The organism is Aquimarina sp. AD1 (assembly GCF_003443695.1).
GTDB lineage: Bacteria > Bacteroidota > Bacteroidia > Flavobacteriales > Flavobacteriaceae > Aquimarina > Aquimarina latercula.
This window is the reverse complement of sequence record NZ_CP031966.1, coordinates 962,346-981,404: the sequence shown is the minus strand read 5'-3', so window position 1 is coordinate 981,404 and position 19,059 is coordinate 962,346. Positions and strand designations below refer to the sequence as shown.

17 protein-coding genes are annotated in these 19,059 nt (G+C 30.9%); 10 read left to right on the top strand and 7 right to left on the bottom strand.

All coding sequences use genetic code 11. The features are described 5' to 3' along the window. Positions 1-12: 12 nt before the first annotated feature. From D1815_RS04445 to D1815_RS04425, 5 genes are all read right to left on the bottom strand, one after another. Positions 13-1,293, bottom strand: coding sequence for a hypothetical protein (locus D1815_RS04445; RefSeq protein ID WP_118386060.1), 1,281 nt, complete (start codon positions 1,291-1,293; stop codon positions 13-15). Between the two features lie 8 nt (positions 1,294-1,301). Continuing rightward, positions 1,302-2,843: an oligosaccharide flippase family protein gene (locus tag D1815_RS04440; protein ID WP_118386059.1), complete on the bottom strand. Its 1,542-nt coding sequence runs from the start codon at positions 2,841-2,843 to the stop codon at positions 1,302-1,304. A 52-nt stretch (positions 2,844-2,895) separates the two neighbouring features. Continuing rightward, positions 2,896-4,179, bottom strand: a complete 1,284-nt coding sequence (locus D1815_RS04435; protein ID WP_027391631.1) for a nucleotide sugar dehydrogenase — start codon at positions 4,177-4,179, stop codon at positions 2,896-2,898. A 39-nt stretch (positions 4,180-4,218) separates the two neighbouring features. Further along, positions 4,219-5,217, bottom strand: coding sequence for an SDR family oxidoreductase (locus D1815_RS04430; RefSeq protein ID WP_118386057.1), 999 nt, complete (start codon positions 5,215-5,217; stop codon positions 4,219-4,221). Between the two features lie 255 nt (positions 5,218-5,472). Beyond that, entirely contained in the window at positions 5,473-7,470 is a 1,998-nt protein-coding gene (locus D1815_RS04425) for a thiamine pyrophosphate-dependent enzyme (RefSeq protein ID WP_118386055.1), read from the bottom strand. Between the two features lie 291 nt (positions 7,471-7,761). Here D1815_RS04425 and D1815_RS04420 point away from each other — a divergent pair, with 291 nt between their 5' ends. From D1815_RS04420 to ppk1, 5 genes are read left to right on the top strand one after another with little or no spacing between them, the layout of a single operon-like run. Next, positions 7,762-8,712 (top strand): isopenicillin N synthase family oxygenase, encoded by a 951-nt coding sequence (locus D1815_RS04420; protein ID WP_027391634.1) that lies wholly within the window; start codon positions 7,762-7,764, stop codon positions 8,710-8,712. Positions 8,713-8,721: 9 nt separating this feature from the next. Then, complete coding sequence (locus D1815_RS04415) at positions 8,722-9,051, top strand: translation initiation factor (protein ID WP_118386053.1); 330 nt, start codon at positions 8,722-8,724, stop codon at positions 9,049-9,051. Positions 9,052-9,086: 35 nt separating this feature from the next. Further along, positions 9,087-10,025: a DUF1835 domain-containing protein gene (locus tag D1815_RS04410; RefSeq protein ID WP_027391636.1), complete on the top strand. Its 939-nt coding sequence runs from the start codon at positions 9,087-9,089 to the stop codon at positions 10,023-10,025. Position 10,026: 1 nt separating this feature from the next. Further along, on the top strand, positions 10,027-10,905 hold the full coding sequence (locus tag D1815_RS04405) for a nucleoside phosphorylase (RefSeq protein ID WP_118386051.1): 879 nt from the start codon (positions 10,027-10,029) through the stop codon (positions 10,903-10,905). Between the two features lie 50 nt (positions 10,906-10,955). After that, positions 10,956-13,034, top strand: a complete 2,079-nt coding sequence (gene ppk1, locus D1815_RS04400) for a polyphosphate kinase 1 (RefSeq protein WP_118386049.1) — start codon at positions 10,956-10,958, stop codon at positions 13,032-13,034. On the opposite strand, the gene D1815_RS23555 is transcribed toward ppk1, so the two are convergent. Further along, complete coding sequence (locus tag D1815_RS23555) at positions 13,014-13,160, bottom strand: hypothetical protein (RefSeq protein ID WP_155839603.1); 147 nt, start codon at positions 13,158-13,160, stop codon at positions 13,014-13,016. The two genes, ppk1 and D1815_RS23555, sit on opposite strands and share 21 nt — an antisense overlap. Before the next feature lie 156 nt (positions 13,161-13,316). Here D1815_RS23555 and D1815_RS04395 point away from each other — a divergent pair, with 156 nt between their 5' ends. The 4 genes from D1815_RS04395 (at position 13,317) to D1815_RS23550 (ending at position 16,006) form a co-directional block, all read left to right on the top strand. Further along, positions 13,317-14,168, top strand: a complete 852-nt coding sequence (locus D1815_RS04395; protein WP_118386047.1) for a substrate-binding domain-containing protein — start codon at positions 13,317-13,319, stop codon at positions 14,166-14,168. Positions 14,169-14,223: 55 nt separating this feature from the next. Beyond that, positions 14,224-14,811 (top strand): hypothetical protein, encoded by a 588-nt coding sequence (locus D1815_RS04390; RefSeq protein WP_118386045.1) that lies wholly within the window; start codon positions 14,224-14,226, stop codon positions 14,809-14,811. A gap of 170 nt (positions 14,812-14,981) precedes the next feature. Continuing rightward, positions 14,982-15,569, top strand: a complete 588-nt coding sequence (locus D1815_RS04385; protein WP_118386043.1) for a hypothetical protein — start codon at positions 14,982-14,984, stop codon at positions 15,567-15,569. A 266-nt stretch (positions 15,570-15,835) separates the two neighbouring features. Then, a complete protein-coding gene (locus D1815_RS23550; RefSeq protein WP_155839604.1) occupies positions 15,836-16,006 on the top strand; it encodes a hypothetical protein in 171 nt (56 codons plus the stop codon). Between the two features lie 5 nt (positions 16,007-16,011). Here D1815_RS23550 and D1815_RS04380 read toward each other — a convergent pair whose 3' ends face one another. Further along, on the bottom strand, positions 16,012-16,677 hold the full coding sequence (locus D1815_RS04380) for a uracil-DNA glycosylase (RefSeq protein ID WP_118386041.1): 666 nt from the start codon (positions 16,675-16,677) through the stop codon (positions 16,012-16,014). Positions 16,678-16,821: 144 nt separating this feature from the next. Here D1815_RS04380 and D1815_RS04375 point away from each other — a divergent pair, with 144 nt between their 5' ends. After that, the gene (locus D1815_RS04375) at positions 16,822-18,993 is read left to right on the top strand and encodes an AAA family ATPase (protein ID WP_118386039.1); all 2,172 of its coding nucleotides are present in this window, start codon (positions 16,822-16,824) and stop codon (positions 18,991-18,993) included. The last annotated feature ends 66 nt before the right edge of the window (positions 18,994-19,059 follow it).

The following is a 19,059-nucleotide window of genomic DNA, read 5'->3' as shown; positions in this document are numbered from 1 at the left end:
CCTAGTTTTTATCTATTTGAATTTTCTATATATCTTTTGCAACCAAGGGAACTTATTTCTAATAATAAATTTCAATCTGTTTGTTCCTTTATTTGCATTATTTAATTTTTCTTCTAAAAGCCTGTCCACCTTACCGTTTCTAAAATCATTCATATGTTTAGTTTCGGTTTCAAGATCATCAAAAACAAAGAAAGTATCCACATTTTTAGCTTTTTCCATAAGTTCCCACCAGAAGTATTTTACTCCCTTGCTTCCGGAACCTATATGTAATATTTGATAAATTTTATCATAAACACTACTGTCAACATTAAATCCATATTCATTAGGATTTTGATTATTAAGTATCAATCCTAGTATTGTTCTAAAACATTTTTCGCAGTAGCTACAATTAAACTCCGTTCTTTTTTCAGAATAGCAAACACGCAATCGAAATCTTTTATCTTTCTCTGATGCAAATTTGGCAATCAAGTCTACCTTATCTTGCCTTTTTAGTTCATACCCATCATGAAATACCTTAAAACCAGATCCCCAAGTAATCTTCTCATCAATCTCAGGTGTTGATCCCCAGTCAATATCTATATGATCTGTATAAGAAGAAGCAATATGAACTGAACCATATTTATTTACAAATGACAAAGGTGCAATCGAACCTACAAGAGCTAATCCATGTTGTACTTTTCCCCACCATCCAATATCATTTAACAACAGTTCTACTTGATAGGTATAAAAATCTCTAAGATTCGTTTCTATAAACTCCTTATTATTATCATTTAAAAGCTCTTCGTTCTCAATAAAATCCGTAAAATCATTCCATTGCTTTTTATCCTTAATTGTAATATCAGCTCCGTGAAGTGTTATTAAATCCGGTTTTTGGTCATAGATTCTAATATATGTTGCAAACGCATCTACTCCTCCACTAAAAAGCATTGATGACTTAGATTTTTCTATTGAATTTTTTATTAACTTTTTTGCAACCAATGTTCCTTCAAAACTACTAGAAGTATCTCTTTTAGCAAATTCTTGTTTTATTTTTTCCTGCGCCCTATAAAAATCTTCGTCTACTTCATCTATCTCAATAGTAAAACCAGCAAACCAAGCCATTGGTAATACATTGGACAAAAATGGAATTACTGCAATACTTAATGGAGTTTTACTAACATCTATTTGATATTTAACATAAAACAGCTCATTCTCAGTAAATAATTTTTGGATATTAGCGCCCACTGAATATTCATAGTTAATCTTATGACCGTCTTCTGAATATGTAATTGCATGTAGCTTTAATGTATCCATTTTTTAATTTATTTTCGTTTCAATAATGAAACTATAGGTTTTCTAAATAATTCTCTTTCATATTCTAACATACCAACAAAATACATCATAATCGCAAAAACAATGGTATATGAAACTCCTTTAGCTATAAAATTAAACCATCCTTCACCAGGAATATAGTTAATAAAATACCCTACGGCTATTACCAGTAGAACTACCAATAAAACCTTATGAAATAACTCTTTAAAAAATCGTAGAATATTCAATCCAATTTTATTATGATAATAAAAGTTCATCACATTCTGAACAATCATCCATCCACCGACAAGCCCAACTATCATTCCTACTGCACTATACTTCATTGCTAAAAAACCACCAGCAACAACTCCAAAAATCATAAACACTAGATAAAGAATTGCCTTGAACGATAATTTATTTTTGGCTTCTAATATTGAATTCCCAAAAGCTTGTAATAAAGGTAGTGTATACCCTATCATGATAATTAGAGCAATCATATAAATTTCTCTACATTCTTCTATTCCATACCTACCATCTACAGAAGAATCTCCTCCACCAACCCATAGGTTAATAAATTGTTCCCCATATAACATAAAAGCTCCAAAAATATACATCAAAATAATAAAAGATAACCTTCCTAGTTTGATCATCATATTGGTTAACTCTTCTCCACTAGCATTGTTAACCGACATCTGTGTTGCTCTTGGTAAAAAGACACTAGAAATTGCTGTAGAAAAAGCACCATAGTACGTTCCTAACGCGATTCCTATTCCGTAAATACCCAAAACTTTCGGTATACTAATAGCACCTAAAACCCAACTACCTGATTTCCATTGCAACATATTTACAATCGCAAATAGAAAAATCCAACTAGAATATTTGAAAATTTCTCTAATAAAATCTTTAGAAAATTGATGCAGTTTAAATCTTACTTTTAGTTTCACTAATACATAATAGGCAGACACTGAAATCGTCAGAATATTAAACACAGTATCTACAATAACTAAGGCGATAGCTCTTCCTCCAAAAAACAAGACGGCTACAATAGTTAAAGATCTTAGAATGTATCGAATTATCCCAACGGATTCTGGAAAAACAAATTTTTCGTATCCTTTGCAAATCCCAGTAAATATCATCCCCGGAAGCTGAATTGCTAAGTTAAAAACTAGAATAACAAACATCATTTTTGCTATTCTTAGTTCTTCAGGATTAAACTTCGTAAAGTACGTATCTATAAAGAAGTAAAATATAGTTCCAGAAATAACAACCAATGTAGAAACCGCGAAATAAAGTATCCTAACCGTTCCTAAGAAATTCTCTTCCCCTTTTTTATCTTTCTCCGCTCTATATTTAGCTACAAAACGAACTACTGTATTGGTCAATCCAAAATCCAGTAATGCAATTGTACCAATTAAAGCACCGATAGCATTAAATATACCGTACTCATCCTTGCCCAAATAACTAACTATCAATGGAGTTATAATAATTCCAATAACGTTAATCAAAAAGATTTTTAAGTACGTAAGTAAAGCTCCTTTTTTTAATTGGCTCAATGCAGTTGGTTTAAAGTTATTTTTGTCGCTTTATTTAGAAAGATTATTTCCATTATAATCTTCCGTGCACTTCTTCTTCTTTTAATATTCCTTTTACATCATACAAGACACCATTTGGTTTTAACAATGATTTTAAATCAATGTCCAAGTATTCTTTATGTGCAACGGTTAATACAACAGCATCAAATTTCGAATCAGGTAATTCGGTGATCGTTTCAAGACCATATTCGTGAGCTACTTCTGATGGACTAGCCCAAGGGTCATAAATATCTATATTAGTACCAAAATCTTTAAGGTTTTGTATTACATCAACCGCTCTTGTATTCCTTACATCTGGACAATTTTCTTTAAAAGTAATTCCTAACACCAAAATATTAGCGCCTTTGATTTTGATATCATGATTAACCATTAACTTAATCACTTCCGAAGCGACATACTGCCCCATGCTATCATTTAATCTTCTACCCGCTAATATGATTTCTGGATGATATCCAAATTCTTGTGCTCTTTGAGCTAAATAATATGGATCAACTCCAATACAATGTCCTCCTACCAAACCGGGTTTAAAAGGAAGGAAATTCCATTTTGTCCCAGCAGCTTTTAAAACCTCATTAGTATCAATATTCATGAGGTTAAAAATTTTTGCTAGTTCATTAACAAATGCAATGTTAATGTCTCTCTGCGAATTTTCTATAACCTTAGCAGCTTCTGCTACTTTTATTGTTGGCGCTAAATGAGTTCCTGCTGTAATCACAGATGCATAAAGTGCATCCACTTTTTTACCAATTTCTGGTGTAGAACCTGCTGTAACTTTTAGAATTTTTTCTACAGTATGTAATTTATCTCCCGGATTGATTCGTTCTGGAGAATATCCTGCATAAAAATCCTCATTAAACTTTAATCCACTTATTTTCTCTAAAACAGGAATACATTCTTCTTCTGTAACACCTGGATATACTGTAGATTCATATATAACAACATCTCCTTTTTTTAATACTTTCCCAACAGTTTCGCTGGACTTATACAAAGGCGTAAGATCAGGTCTATTATTTTTATCTACGGGTGTTGGAACAGTTACAATATAATAATTACAATCTTTAATATCTCCAAGATCCGCTGAACAATATAATCCCTTATCCATTTGAGAATTATCTTTCAATACAGACTGTAATACCGTATCTTCAACTTCTAAGGTAGTATCCTTTCCGGATCTTAGTTCGCTAATTCGATTTTGATTAATATCAAAACCAATAACAGGAAATTTTGTTGCAAATAATCTAGCTAAAGGAAGTCCTACATATCCTAAACCTATGATTCCTATTTTAATATCTTTCATTTTTGTGCTTATTTCGTTCGTTAATTGGGTGACCTTTATTTATTTTAAATTATCCCAATACCATTTTACAGCTTCTTTTAATCCTGATTTTATATCGAATTTAGGGTCATAATTAAGAAGTGCTTTAGCTTTATCGACAGAAGCTAAAGAATGTGGAACATCTCCTTTACGTTCTGGTCCTTTCTTAACTTCAACATTACTTATTTTGGAATCAAACTCTGACAAATATTCTTTTAGCAAAGTAACTAACTCATTTAAAGTAGTTCTTTCTCCAAAAGCTGTATTATATACGTTATTTAAGGCTTTCTCATTATCGGAAACGATAGCTCTCAAATTCATTTGAATCACATTATCAATATATGTAAAATCTCTTGAAAAAGATCCATCACCATTAATTACCGGCGACTCATACTTCATAAACTGCATTACAAATTTCGGAATTACCGCAGCATATGCGCCATTAGGATCTTGTTTTCTCCCAAAAACATTAAAATATCGTAAACCAACAGTATCTAAGTCATATGTTCTTTTGAAATTATCTGCATACAACTCATTTACATACTTAGTAATTGCATATGGTGATAAGGGTTTTCCTATTTTATCCTCTATTTTTGGTAATGCCTCTGAATCACCATAAGTAGAAGAGCTTGCCGCATAGATAAATCGTTTAACTCCAGCATCTCTAGCCGCTACAAGCATATTTAGAAAACCTCCTACGTTAACATCATTACTCGTTAGTGGATCATTAATAGATCTAGGCACGGATCCCAATGCAGCTTGATGTAATATATAATCTACACCTTTACAAGCTTTATTACAATCTTCTAAATTACGAATATCGCCTTCGATAAATGTAAAATTTGGATTTTCCTTTAATGCTGTTAGGTTTTTCTTATGGCCAGTAGCAAAATTGTCTAGCCCCACAACTGTACTGTTAGCTTCTAATAATGCTTCGCATAGGTTTGACCCTATGAAACCTGCCGCTCCTGTAACTAAAACAGTAGAAGAACTAAGTAGTTCTAATTGGTTAGTGTTCATGTATTTTTATTTACCCCTTGATTTTTAATCCCCTACGCTATGTTTATTCCATAGACAGCGCGAAATTAATATTAAACAATAGAACACACAACTTAAATTCAAGGGGATTTTAACCCTTAATATTCGCTTAATGTTCCGTTATCCTATAAAAAAATCAATTCACCGAATCGAAAAAATTTAATTACCTGAAAATCAAACACATAAATTCCTACTTGATTTTATTAACAAAAACGTTTTCGAAACACAAAACAGGTATTAATACCTATAAAGTTCTATTAATTCTTTTTCGAATCTATTTTTTGCCAAATATTGAGATTCTAAGCCTGTTTCAAAAGGGATTGGAGTTTCTAAACTAGATACCCTTTTTACCGGAGCATCTAAAAATTCAAAACAATTTTCCATAATCATTGCAGAAATATCCGATGCGATACCTCCAAACATAGAATCTTCTTGTAATATAATTACTCTACCTGTTTTCTTTACAGACTCAAAGATAGTATCAATATCTAATGGTTGTAATGTCCTGAGATCAATCAAATCCGCACTTATTTCAACATTACTTTCCAATGTATCTAGTACCCAATGTACACCTGCGCCATAACTAATAATTGTTATTTGATCACCTTCTTTTAACTTAGCAGCTTTTCCAAAAGGAATTGTATAATATCCTTCAGGCACTTGCTCCCTAACACTACGATATAGTGCTTTATGTTCAAAAAACAATACAGGATTTGGATCTTCTAGAGAAGTTAACAACAATCCTTTTGCATCTGCAGGAAATGCAGGATAAACCACCTTTAAACCCGGCGTTTTTGTAAACCAAGCCTCATTCGTTTGGCTATGAAATGGTCCAGCTCCTACTCCACCACCACAAGGCATTCGCACTACTACGTCTGCAGGTTGCCCCCATCTATAATTTGATTTAGCTAATAAATTTACAATTGGATTAAAACCAGAAGAAACAAAATCTGCAAATTGCATCTCAACAACTGCCTTTATATTGTTAACTGACAGTCCATAAGCTGTAGAAATAATTGCTGATTCGCAAATAGGCGTATTACGCACTCTATTCTTACCGAATTCTTCTAAGAAACCTTCGGTAATTTTAAAAACACCTCCATAATCCGCAACATCTTGTCCCATAATCACAAGATCTTGATATTTACGCATTCCTTCTTTTAAACCATCAGAAATTGCATCTACAAGTCGTAATTCTCTAGTTGTATGATTAGGATCTACTTTCTTAAAATCAAATAATTTATAAACATCTTCTAACTCTTTATTCAAATCAACTTGAACCTTTTCTTCTTCATTTGTTCTTTGCCAATGTTCTTCAATTTCTGCTTTAATAGCGGATTTCTTTTGAAGATCATCTGTTACTGAAAGAATATTATTTTCTATAAGATATTCTATATAATTATCGATGGGATCTTTTAAAGCCCAATGTTGCATTAACTCTTCTGGTACATACTTGGTGCCACTAGCCTCTTCATGGCCGCGCATTCTAAAAGTCTTAAACTCCAATAATACAGGTCTTGGGTTTTGTCGTATACTCTCCGAAATTTTACTCACTTTATCATATACTTCTAATACATTATTACCATCAATAATGTGTGACTCCATGCCATATCCCGCTCCACGATCGGCAAGATGCTTACAATTATATTGCTCTCTAGTTGGTGTGGATAATCCGTACCCATTATTCTCAACACAAAAAATCACCGGTAAACTCCAAACAGAAGCCACATTTAATGCTTCATGAAAATCTCCTTCACTGGTTCCTCCTTCTCCCGTAAATACCGCAGTTGCCTTGTTGTTATTTTTCAAAAGGTTGCCCAAAGCAATCCCACAAGCGACACCTAATTGAGGGCCAAGATGTGAAATCATTCCAACCACATTATATTCTTGTGACCCAAAATGAAATGATCGATCACGCCCATTTGTAAAACCATTAGATTTCCCCTGCCATTGACTAAATAATCTATAAAGAGGAATATCACGACTTGTAAACACACCCAAATTACGATGCATCGGCAATACATATTCATTTTTATCTAAAGCAGCAGTAACCCCTACAGAAATAGCTTCTTGACCAATACCACTAAACCATTTAGAAATTTTACCTTGTCGCAATAAAATGAGCATCTTTTCCTCGATCAACCTAGATTTTAGCATTTTAAAATACAAAGAAATTAATAGGTTGTCGCTGTACTCTTTCCTATCATAGTCAAATAACAATTTCTCTTCTGCCATATTGTTAAAAAATCAGTTAATTCTTATACATGATGGTTTTCTAAAGTAGAAAACTCTTAGTAAATGTAATTATTTTTATCTCAGAAAAACAACCAATATCACAATACTATTAAGCACTTGTTAATTTATCATAAACAATTCTAAGAATTAATTAAATTTACTATGTTTTAATAGTTATATGTTAAAATATAATTATTTTGACAGTTCTGGGTTATATTTTAAAAAAAGACATAATTCATAATGTATTTTTAATGAAATACATCTATTTTAGTTAAAGAAAATAATACCACCATGAATAATATACCAAGTGTAGATCTTGCAGATTTTTTATCTGAAGATCCTTCACGAAAACAAAAATTTGTTGATGAAATAGGAAAAGCCTACGAAGAGATAGGTTTTGTAGCTTTAAAAAATCATTTTTTAAGTGATAATTTAGTAGAAGAATTATATAAAGAAGTAAAAGATTTTTTTGCTTTATCAGTAGCTGATAAACAAAAATATGAAATTGAAGGATTAGGAGGACAAAGGGGATATATTTCTTTTGGAAAAGAACATGCAAAAGGAAAAAAAGAAGGTGACTTAAAGGAATTTTGGCATTTCGGACAAGAACCTTCTAAAGACGCTAACTTAATAGAAGAATACCCTCCAAATGTTATTGTTGAAGAATTAAAAGATTTCAACAATACCGGAATGGAAGCATACCGAATGTTAGAAAAAACGGGGATTCACGTCTTAAGAGCCTTAGCTATATATATCGGATTGGATGAACATTATTTTGATCACTGGGCTAGTAACGGAAATAGCATTTTAAGACCTATACACTACCCTCCAATAACAGAGGAGCCAAAAGGTGCCGTTCGTGCCGGTGCACACGGAGATATCAATTTGATTACACTACTAATGGGCGCTTCTACTGGAGGGCTACAAGTACAACGTAAAGACGGTGAATGGATAGATGCAATACCTCAAGAAGATGAGTTGGTAATCAATGTAGGTGATATGCTAGAACGTCATACTAACAATAAATTGCGATCTACGATCCATAGAGTAATTAACCCTCCTAAAGAACAATGGGGTAAACCTAGATATTCTATTCCTTTCTTTATGCATCCTAGAAGTGATATGAAATTAAATTGTTTAGAAGAATGTATTACGAAAGATAACCCTAAACAATACGATGATATTACTGCTGGAGATTTTCTTCATCAGCGCTTAGTAGAAATTGGATTGATTAAGAAATAGCAACTTCTCATGGATTTAAAAGATCAATTAAAAAATTTATTTCCTCATCATGAACCTGTTGAAGAGGAAAAAGTTATAGAAAAAGAAAATGATATTTGGATGCAAGATGATCCTATCATTTGTAAATATGAAAAAAGAAAAGGAAAACCAATTACTATTTTAGAAGGATATACTGGAGCTGACCACGATTTCAAAAAACTAGCCAAGGAAATAAAAACAAAATTAAGTGTTGGAGGTAGTTTTAAAGATGAACGAATTATTATTCAGGGAGATTATCGGGATAAAATTATGGGTATCCTTAAGGAAAAAGGATTTAAAGTGAAAAGAGTTGGTGGATAAAATCATCATATAATATTATAGAAAACTGAAGATAATTGGGGGCTAAGACATTACATATAACTAATGGCGACACTTTAACTGATCGCCTAAAAGAGCTACATCTTGTAGATGGAGAATTAATAACATGGCGTGAAATGCTATGCGAAGGCCCCACTAGTATAAAAATTGAAACAGAAAAAGCAATAGCAAAGCGAAAAGAATTTCTTCAGAAATATTATAGAATTTCACCCGCTGATTATCAAAAAAAATTTGTTTCTCAGCTAGAAAAACTGAATACTCCTGGAAAATATGATGAAATTATATTATGGTTCGAATATGACCTTTTCTGCCACATAAATATGATAGCGGTAATAAGTCTACTACTCCGAAAAAAAATTAAAGACACTCCAATATACCTAGTATGTAGTGGTCGTGTAGAAAACGTAAAAAAATGCCTAGGTCTTTGTGAATTATCTGATGTACAATTAAAAAAACATTTTAAAGACAAGGTCTTATTAAATATAAATGATTTAGAACTTGCATCTCATATATGGACATTATATTGTGAATCAAATCCCAAAAAGATCGTTGGCCAAATTAAAAAACAATCTTCCTTCGAGTACTTATCAATATGCTTAAGAGCACATTTGCAGAGATTCCCCAATATGCTTACTGGACTTAATATATTAGAGCATAATATCTTAGAAATGGTAGACACTTATCAGATTAAAAACATCAAGCAATTGATGGGGTATGCCTTAGAATACCAAGGATTTTATGGATATGGTGATATGCAAATGAAGCGGGTACTTGCTAGACTTTTTCAGTTTTTTGATCAAACTAAAGAGCGTCTTTTATTATCCGATAGAGGAAAATTAGCGCTACAGCAAAAAAAGAATTTTTACAATACGCAAATGTTAGATTGGCACTATGGAGGTGTCAAGAAATATGACTATCTATATAACAACGAAACACATAATTTATTAAAATTATAATATGGCTATAGCCGAATCTGAACTCATTCTTAATAAAGATGGTAGTATATATCATTTAAATATTAAACCAGAACATCTAGCAGAAACAGTAATAACAGTAGGTGATCCGGATCGTGTAACTCTAGTTACTAAGTATTTTGATACTATAGAACACAAAATATCTAAAAGAGAGTTTCATACTCAAACTGGAGTATATAAAGGAAAAAGAATTACAGTACTATCCACAGGAATTGGAACAGATAATATAGACATTGTTTTTAATGAGCTAGATGCCCTTGTAAATATTGATCTAGAAACAAGAAAGGTAAAGTCCAACCATACTTCTCTCAATATTATTCGTATTGGTACTTCTGGAGCTATTCAATCAGAAATTCCAATTGATAGTTTCATAGTTTCTGAACTTGCAATTGGATTTGATAGTTTACTTCATTTTTATGATAGCAAAGACATTCAGTTTCCTCAGATCTCTGAGCCTCTAATGAAACATTTAGATTGGAATAAAGATAAATCAACACCTTATGTAGTTTCTTTTGACAAAAAATTAGGAAGACATATGCAGAGTGATTTAACTAGCAAAGGGTTTACAATAACAAACGTCGGTTTTTATGGACCTCAAGGAAGAGTATTAAGACTGCCACTCTCCGACGCAAATTTGAACAAAAAAATCGCATCTTTTAGTTATTCCGATAAGAAAATCACAAATTTAGAAATGGAAACCGCAGGTATTTATGGAATGGCAAAATTATTAGGCCATCGTGCTGTTTCTATGAATGCTATGATTGCTAATAGAGCAACCGGAAAGTTTAGTGACAATCCAGAAAAAACAGTTAATGAACTTATCAAATACACTTTAGATAAAATTGTTAGTTACCCAGATTAGATTTAACTTTTACTTAAAACTAAACAGTATCTTATAACTTAACTTTAAATATGGATCAGAATAAATACCCTTTTAAAGATAGAGATGTAAATTGGTTGAGTTTTAACGAACGTGTATTACAAGAAGCAGAAGATCAATCTAACCCTCTTTACGAAAGATTAAAATTTTTAGCAATATTTTCGTCGAATCTTGATGAATTTTTTAGGGTAAGAGTTTCACGCTTACGTCAAATAAAAAAAATCGACAAGAAACTCCGGAAAAAACTAGCATTAAAACCCAACAAACAGGTAAAAGAAATTCTACAAAAGGTAAAAAATCAACAAGAACGATTTGGTCAAATTTTTCATCGACAACTAATCCCAGAACTTGCTAAACATAATATTTATTTAATACAAGAAATAAACTTTGACTTTAATCAACATGCATTTGTAACGGAATATTTCATTTCTAAAGTTCTACCTCTAATTAAATCTGAAATAGTTGACTTATCCAAACCCAAAAGCGTATTTCTCGAAAACAACAAATTATATTTTCTTGTAACATTCGAAGAACAAGATAGTTTTGGACTTGTTAATATTCCATCAGATGACTTAAGTCGATTTATATGTCTTCCAACTAAAAATAACAATACCTATATTGCTTTTTTAGATGATATTATACAACTCAACATGGATCAAATATTTGATAATCAAAAGATTAAAAATTGTTTTGAAATCAAATTATCTAGAGACGCCGAATTATATATTGATGATGAGTTTGAAGGTATATTAGCAGAGAAAATAAAAGAATCCTTATCACAGCGAAACGATGGTCAACCAACTCGTTTATTATTCGATTCTTCTATGCCAAAAGAGGTTAAAAAAAGAACTCGAAACTTTTTTGGTCTTGGTAAAATAGATATGATGCCTGGAGGCAAATATCATAACTTTAGTGACTTTTTTAGTTTTCCTGACCCGACTAACAATCCATTTTTGCATTATCCCCCTGCAACAGAAATAAAACATAAATCATTTGATAATAATACTGATTATTTCGATGTGATTTCTAAAGGAGATCAGTTAGTACATTTCCCTTATATGTCTTTTGATTACGTACAAAACCTTATAAATCAAGCAGCAACAGATAAATGGGTTACAGAAATCAAGATTTCATTATATAGAGTAGCAAAACAATCCGAATTGACAACCTCCTTACTAAAAGCCTTAGAAAATGGAAAAAAAGTTACGGTATTTGTAGAAGCCAAAGCACGTTTCGATGAGGAAAACAATTTAAAATGGGGTAAAATTTTTGAAGAAAAAGGAGCTATGGTTTTCTATAGTTATCCTAAAATAAAAGTTCACTCTAAAATATTATTGATCAACAGAAAAAAAGGAAACGACAATATTTCTTATGCTTATATAGGCACTGGTAATTTCAATGCTAAGACATCAAAAATTTATTGTGACCATGGATTGTTCACTTCTAATCCAGAAATCACAAAAGATCTTATAGAAGTCTTTGAAGTACTATCTGCAAAAATGATATTACCCAGACCTAAAAAATTATTAATATCACCCTTTACCACTAGAGATACTTTCGAAAAGTTAATCGATATAGAAATAAACAATGCGAAAAATGGAAAGAAAGCGGGTATCAAGGCAAAACTAAATAGTTTAGAAGATAAATCGATCATTAAAAAACTATATGAAGCTAATGTAGCTGGTGTAAAAATAGAACTATTAGTTAGAGGATTCTCTTGTTTAATACCTGGGTTAGAAGGAATAAGTGAAAATATCACAGTGACCAGTATTATTGATAGGTATTTAGAACATGGTAGAATTTACTATTTCGAAAATAACGGTGACCCCAAATTATATATTGGTAGTGCAGATTGGATGACTCGTAATCTTGACAAACGAATTGAAGTATTAGTCCCTATAATAAATAATAATTGTAAGCAGGAATTAATTGAAATCCTAAATATCCAATTAAACGATAATACTAAGGCAAGAATACTAGATTTTGAAGAAAACAACTATTATAAAAAGAAAATGGACGAAAAACCGTCCATACAATCTCAATATCAAATCAGAGAATACCTTGGGGAAAGACATTCTCCAAAAAGTACCTTATCCAAACAATATCTTTAAACTAATTAAAAAATTAGTAGCTAACAATACAGCAATAAAAACAACAATTCCGTTTTCTAATGTATTACTTTTTAATTTAGCTACTTTAACTTGAGCATTTTTATTCTTTAAAAAATTCTTTTTCATAGCAAATATTGTTTTTATTTGGGGTTAATTATTTCAAATGTAGTCGTAATTATCAGATTTATATTTCAAAAGTAATGATATTATTTATTATTAAACGACAAAAAGCAAATAAAATCGATAAAATACACTTTTTTAACATTTCTTATACTATACAACATGCATACTATAAAAATTGGCGGTGTTCCTGAGCACTTTAACTTACCTTGGCATTTAACAATTGAAGAGGGAGCTTACTTAGAAAAAGATATCCAATTAGAATGGACAGATTTCCCTGGAGGAACTGGAGCTATGTGTGAAGCATTAAGAAAAAAAGATATCGATATCGCTGTTATATTAACTGAAGGAATCATAAAAGATATTATAGGTGGTAACCCTTCAAAAATTGTCCAAACATATATTCAGTCACCTTTAGTTTGGGGGATTCATGTTGGTCATAATTCTAAATACACAAGTCTAAATGAGTTACAAAACACTTCTGCAGCGATAAGCAGATACGGTTCAGGATCTCATTTAATGGCATACATTAACGCGCAAAACACTGGATGGGATACTACTAATCTGCAGTTCGAAGTTGTTAAAAATCTTGATGGAGCTGTAGAAGCTTTGACAGATGGTAGTGCCGATTATTTTATGTGGGAACATTTCACAACTAAACCATTAGTAGATAATAAGACATTTAGACGCATCGCCGACTGCCCTACTCCTTGGCCATGTTTTGTAATAGCTGTTAGAGAAGAAATATTAAATACAAAAAAAGATCAGCTAAAGGATATATTACAAATTATAAATAATACGAGCTTAGATTTTAAACAAATACCTAGTATTGATAAAACGTTAGCACACCGATATGATCAGAAATTAGAAGATATTAGAGAATGGTTACAAATTACCGAATGGAGCCAATCTATAATAGATCAAAAAACATTAAACGAAATTCAGAATCAATTACTTACGTTAGATATAATTGATAAAACAATAAATTCTAAAGATTTAATTTTTGAAGTTTAAGCAACCTTTTAACTATTTGCTCATCTTGTTTACGTAGGAAAACAAATTAATTATCATGAAACAGATATCAACAATCGTTATTATTTTATTTTCATTTCAAATTTCTTTTGCCCAAAATCAAACTGATCTACCAAAAAGAGACATTAAAAAAAATGAAATTAGTATCAATCCGCTTAACTTAATAGCATTCGGAGCATTAGACATAGGTTACGAAAGAGTTCTTAATAACAATAGCACTTTAGGCTTTGACTTATTTTATAGTCTAGTAGATCGTGATAATGATGAAGATTTTATAAGTACAGACGATATATTTGATAAAGAAATAGCATTTACAACAAGTTTTAAATATTTTTTTGGAAATCGAATTGCTAGAGGGTTCTATGTAGAAGGCTTTGGAATGCTATCTTCTGGTGGACACGAGGAATATATAGAAGTTTTTGATAATCAAGGAAACTTTATCAGTGCCAGTGATGTAGAACAAGACTATACCGATTTTGCTATAGGTTTTGCTGTTGGAGGAAAATTTGTTACCAGAAACGGTTTCTTCATTGATATAGGATTTGGTATTGGGCGAAATTTATTTAGTAATAAAAGTCCGGAAATTATTGTAAGACCAAATCTATATCTAGGATACCGCTTTTAAGTAAGGTTATCTAATCCAATAACATACAATTTTCTCCTTTTATTAGTAGGGTATATTTTTATTAGTTTGTTTTAGGAAAGAAATCAAGATGATTTTAGAATAACATTAGTACTTAAATATCTCTTGATTTTTTAAAAACAAAGACAATAAATTAATTTAAAAACAAACGAATGAGATTTTTTACAACAATAGTTGCTATCATTTTCACATTACACCTAACAGCACAAGAACAATCTAATTCTGCACCAAGAGATATCAATAAAAATGAATTTAGTTTAAACCCATTAAGTATTATTGCTTTTGGAGCTTTAGATATTGGTTATGAAAGGGTACTTACTGATAATACTACTTTAGGATTCGACTTTTTTTATAGGTTTAGCGATGAAATAGATCAAGATGATGATATCATAGATAGAGATGGAATTTATGATAAAGAAATTGCATTGACAGTAAATTATAAATATTTTTTTGGAAGTAGAATAGCCAGAGGATTTTATATTGAAGGATTTGGTATGTTATCCAATGGAGAGCACGAAGAATATGTACAATTTACGGATCCATCTGGTGACTTTATAAGAGGTAGTTATGTAGATATGGAATTTACTGATTTTGCAATAGGATTTGGTGTAGGAGGTAAATTTGTAACAAAAAAAGGGTTCTTTTTAGATATTGGAATTGGAATCGGTAGGAATTTATTTAATAATAATAGCCCAGATATCATCGTTAGACCTGATTTATATTTAGGATATAGATTTTAAAAGTAGGGTATTCCATTATAGAAACGTTATATAATAGAGCGGTAAAGATGGTAAATGTTCAAATTTTTAGTATTTTTTCATCATACCTTAAATTAAATAGAATAAATATTTAAGATATGTTTAATACACACATCTTATGGGCTTTCCGTAAGAAAAGATTGAAATATTTTTGTACATTTGCCTCGCCTACCCCAATAAACCAATTATTAAAATGTACGCAACCTTTTTGGAAAATTGCATCTAATAATTAACTAACAAATCAAACCATGGCAACATTTTTATTAATTCTTGGAGGGCTTATAGCATTCAATTTTGTTCTTTTAAAATTCAGTATGCAATCAGTAGATTCCGAAAAAAAGAAGAATAAAGCAGTAAAATCTGTAACAAATTCTAAAATTAAAGAACCTAAGACTTCCGGTATCCCTAAAGCTGCATAATTCATTTACCATTCTATAGGTAATTGATTTGTACTTTTCAGATATTCATTAGTTTTCCCAAAGTGTTTATTTCCAAACCAATAACCTCGGTTAGCACTTAAAGGAGAAGGATGTCCACTATTTAAGATAAAGTGTTTATTATCATCTATTTTAGCACCTTTTTTCTTAGCAAAACCTCCCCACAATAAGAAAACGACATTCTCTTTATTTTTTGATATATATTGAATTACCGCATCTGTAAGTTTTTCCCATCCCTTACCCTGATGAGATCCTGCCTGATGTGCTCTTACAGTTAAAGTCGCATTTAACAACAAAACTCCCTGATCAGCCCAACGTTTTAAGTTCCCATTAGAAGGAAAAGGAATACTTAGATCTGATTCTATTTCTTTAAAAATATTTACTAATGAAGGAGGAATAACAATTCCACTATTTACAGAGAAACAAAGACCATGAGCCTGTCCTATACCATGATATGGATCTTGACCAATGATCACTACCTTAACATTATCAAAACTACAATAATTAAAAGCTGAAAAAATCTCTGATTCAGGAGGAAAACAAGTTTCTTTTTTATATTCTAATTCAATAAAATCAACTAAACTCTTAAAATATGGTTTATCAAATTCACTTTCTAAGTGTGTCCTCCAACTATTCTCAATATTTACATTCATCTTAGTATCAAAAAAAATCGCAATTGTTTACATTTGCTTTCATATAAAATTATAATAAATACTTTTCTAAAAATAAACTTCTATCAAGTTTTATAATAAAGAAATTAACATAAAAGAATACCTCCTAAAAATTAGGATAACAAGATGATCCGAATTTCAGAAAAAACACTTAAAGATCTAGAATTCCATACGGTACTTAGTCATATCCAAGACTTATGCAATACAGATTATGGAAAAATAAAAGCTTTACAAATTGTTCCGTTATCCACGAAAGAAGAATTACACACATCATTACAACAAGTATTTGAATATAAATCTTCATACTTGAATGATGCAAGAATACCCAATCACGGATTTGATAGTATTGATAAGGAACTACAACTATTAGGAATAGAAAATACTTTCTTAGAAACTTTTAATCTAAAAAAGATTATATCAATTAGTATTACTACTAATGATTTGCTAAGTTTTTTTAGAAAATTTAAAGAATTATACCCAATATTATATCAAACATCATCTGAAGTACCTTTTACAAAAGAAGTAATCAACTGTATCGAAATCGTAGTAGATAAATTTGGAGAAATTAAAGATAACGCCTCTCCTACCCTTAGTATACTTAGAAAAGACATACATGAAGTACAAGGTAAATTAAATGGAAGTTTTGGACGTGATCTTACTAGATACAATAGTTTAGGATATTTAGATGATATCAAAGAAAGTGTTGTTGATAATAGACGAGTACTTGCTGTAAAAGCTATGTACAGACGGAAGGTAAAGGGGTCTATCATGGGAAATTCTAAGACCGGAAGTATTGTCTATATAGAACCCGAAGCGACCTTGCAATTTAGTAGAACATTAAGCAATCTTCAATATGAGGAACGAGAAGAGGTTGTTAAAATATTAAAAGATCTTACAAATAGAATAAGGCCTTTTTCTGAACTATTATCACAATACCAAGAATATCTAAGTCATATTGATATTATAGCCGCTAAAACTAAGTATGCAAATAAATTTAATGGGGTATTGCCTAAAATAACCCAAGATCGAGAAATAACCATTAAAGATGCGTACCATCCTCTACTCTATCTAAATAACCAAGAAAAAGGACAGAAAACACATCCTCAAACAATTTCTTTAGATAAAAACAATAGAATTATTGTAATATCTGGTCCCAATGCAGGAGGAAAAAGTATCACTTTAAAAACTGTTGGGCTGTTACAAATTATGCTGCAAAGTGGTATGCTTATACCAGTTCATGAATATAGTAGAATGTGCGTTTTTGATACTATTCTTACCGATATAGGAGATAATCAATCTATAGAAAATCATTTAAGCACCTATAGTTATCGATTAAAGAATATGAACTATTTCCTAAGGAAATGTAATAACAAAACGTTATTTCTTATTGATGAGTTTGGAACAGGAAGTGATCCCGAATTAGGTGGAGCGCTGGCTGAAGCCTTTTTAGAAGTTTTTTATGAACGTGAATCTTTTGGTATAATCACCACACATTATGCTAATCTTAAAATGTTAGCAAATGAACTTCCAAATATGACAAATGCTAACATGCTTTTTGATTCTAGAACATTAGAACCTTTATTTAAATTGTATTTAGGAGAAGCCGGAAGTTCTTTTACATTCGAGGTAGCACAAAAAAACGGAATACCATATAGCTTAATCAATAAAGCTAAGAAAAAAGTAGAACGTGGTAAAATTCGTTTTGATAAGAGTATTGCTAACTTACAAAAAGAGCGATCAAAACTTCAAAAAACTACTTCATCTTTAAAATCTAAAGAGCAAAAAGCAGAAGATGAAAAAGAAAGATTGGATAAAATCAATAAAAGATTACAAAACAAATTAGAAAGCTACCAGGAATTATACGACAGTAATCAACGAATGATTTATTTAGGACAAAAACTAAATGAAATCAGTGAAAAATATTTTCATAATAAGAAGAAAAGAGAGCTTATCGATGAATTTATGAAAATAGTGCAAGTAGAGAATTCAAAGAGAAAAAAGCAATCCACCAAACAAAGAAGAGCAAAAAAAGCTAAAGAAGAAAAAATAGTCAAAGAAGTAGAGAAAAAGGTAGAAATAATTAGAGAGAAGAAAAAAGAGCAGAAGAAAAAAGAAGAAAAAATAGAAAAAGAAAAGCCAAAAGTAGTTCTCAAAATTGGTGACAGAGTAAGAATGATTGATGGAAAATCAATTGGTACGATAGATGTTTTAGAAAAAGGAAAAGCGGTAGTTAACTATGGGATATTTACTACGAATGTAGCGATTGATCAATTAGAATTTGTAGAACGAAAAAAATAAGAATTAAATAAAAAATAGTTTAATAAAATTCAAAAGCCCACTAACCAAATGGATAGTGGGCTTTTT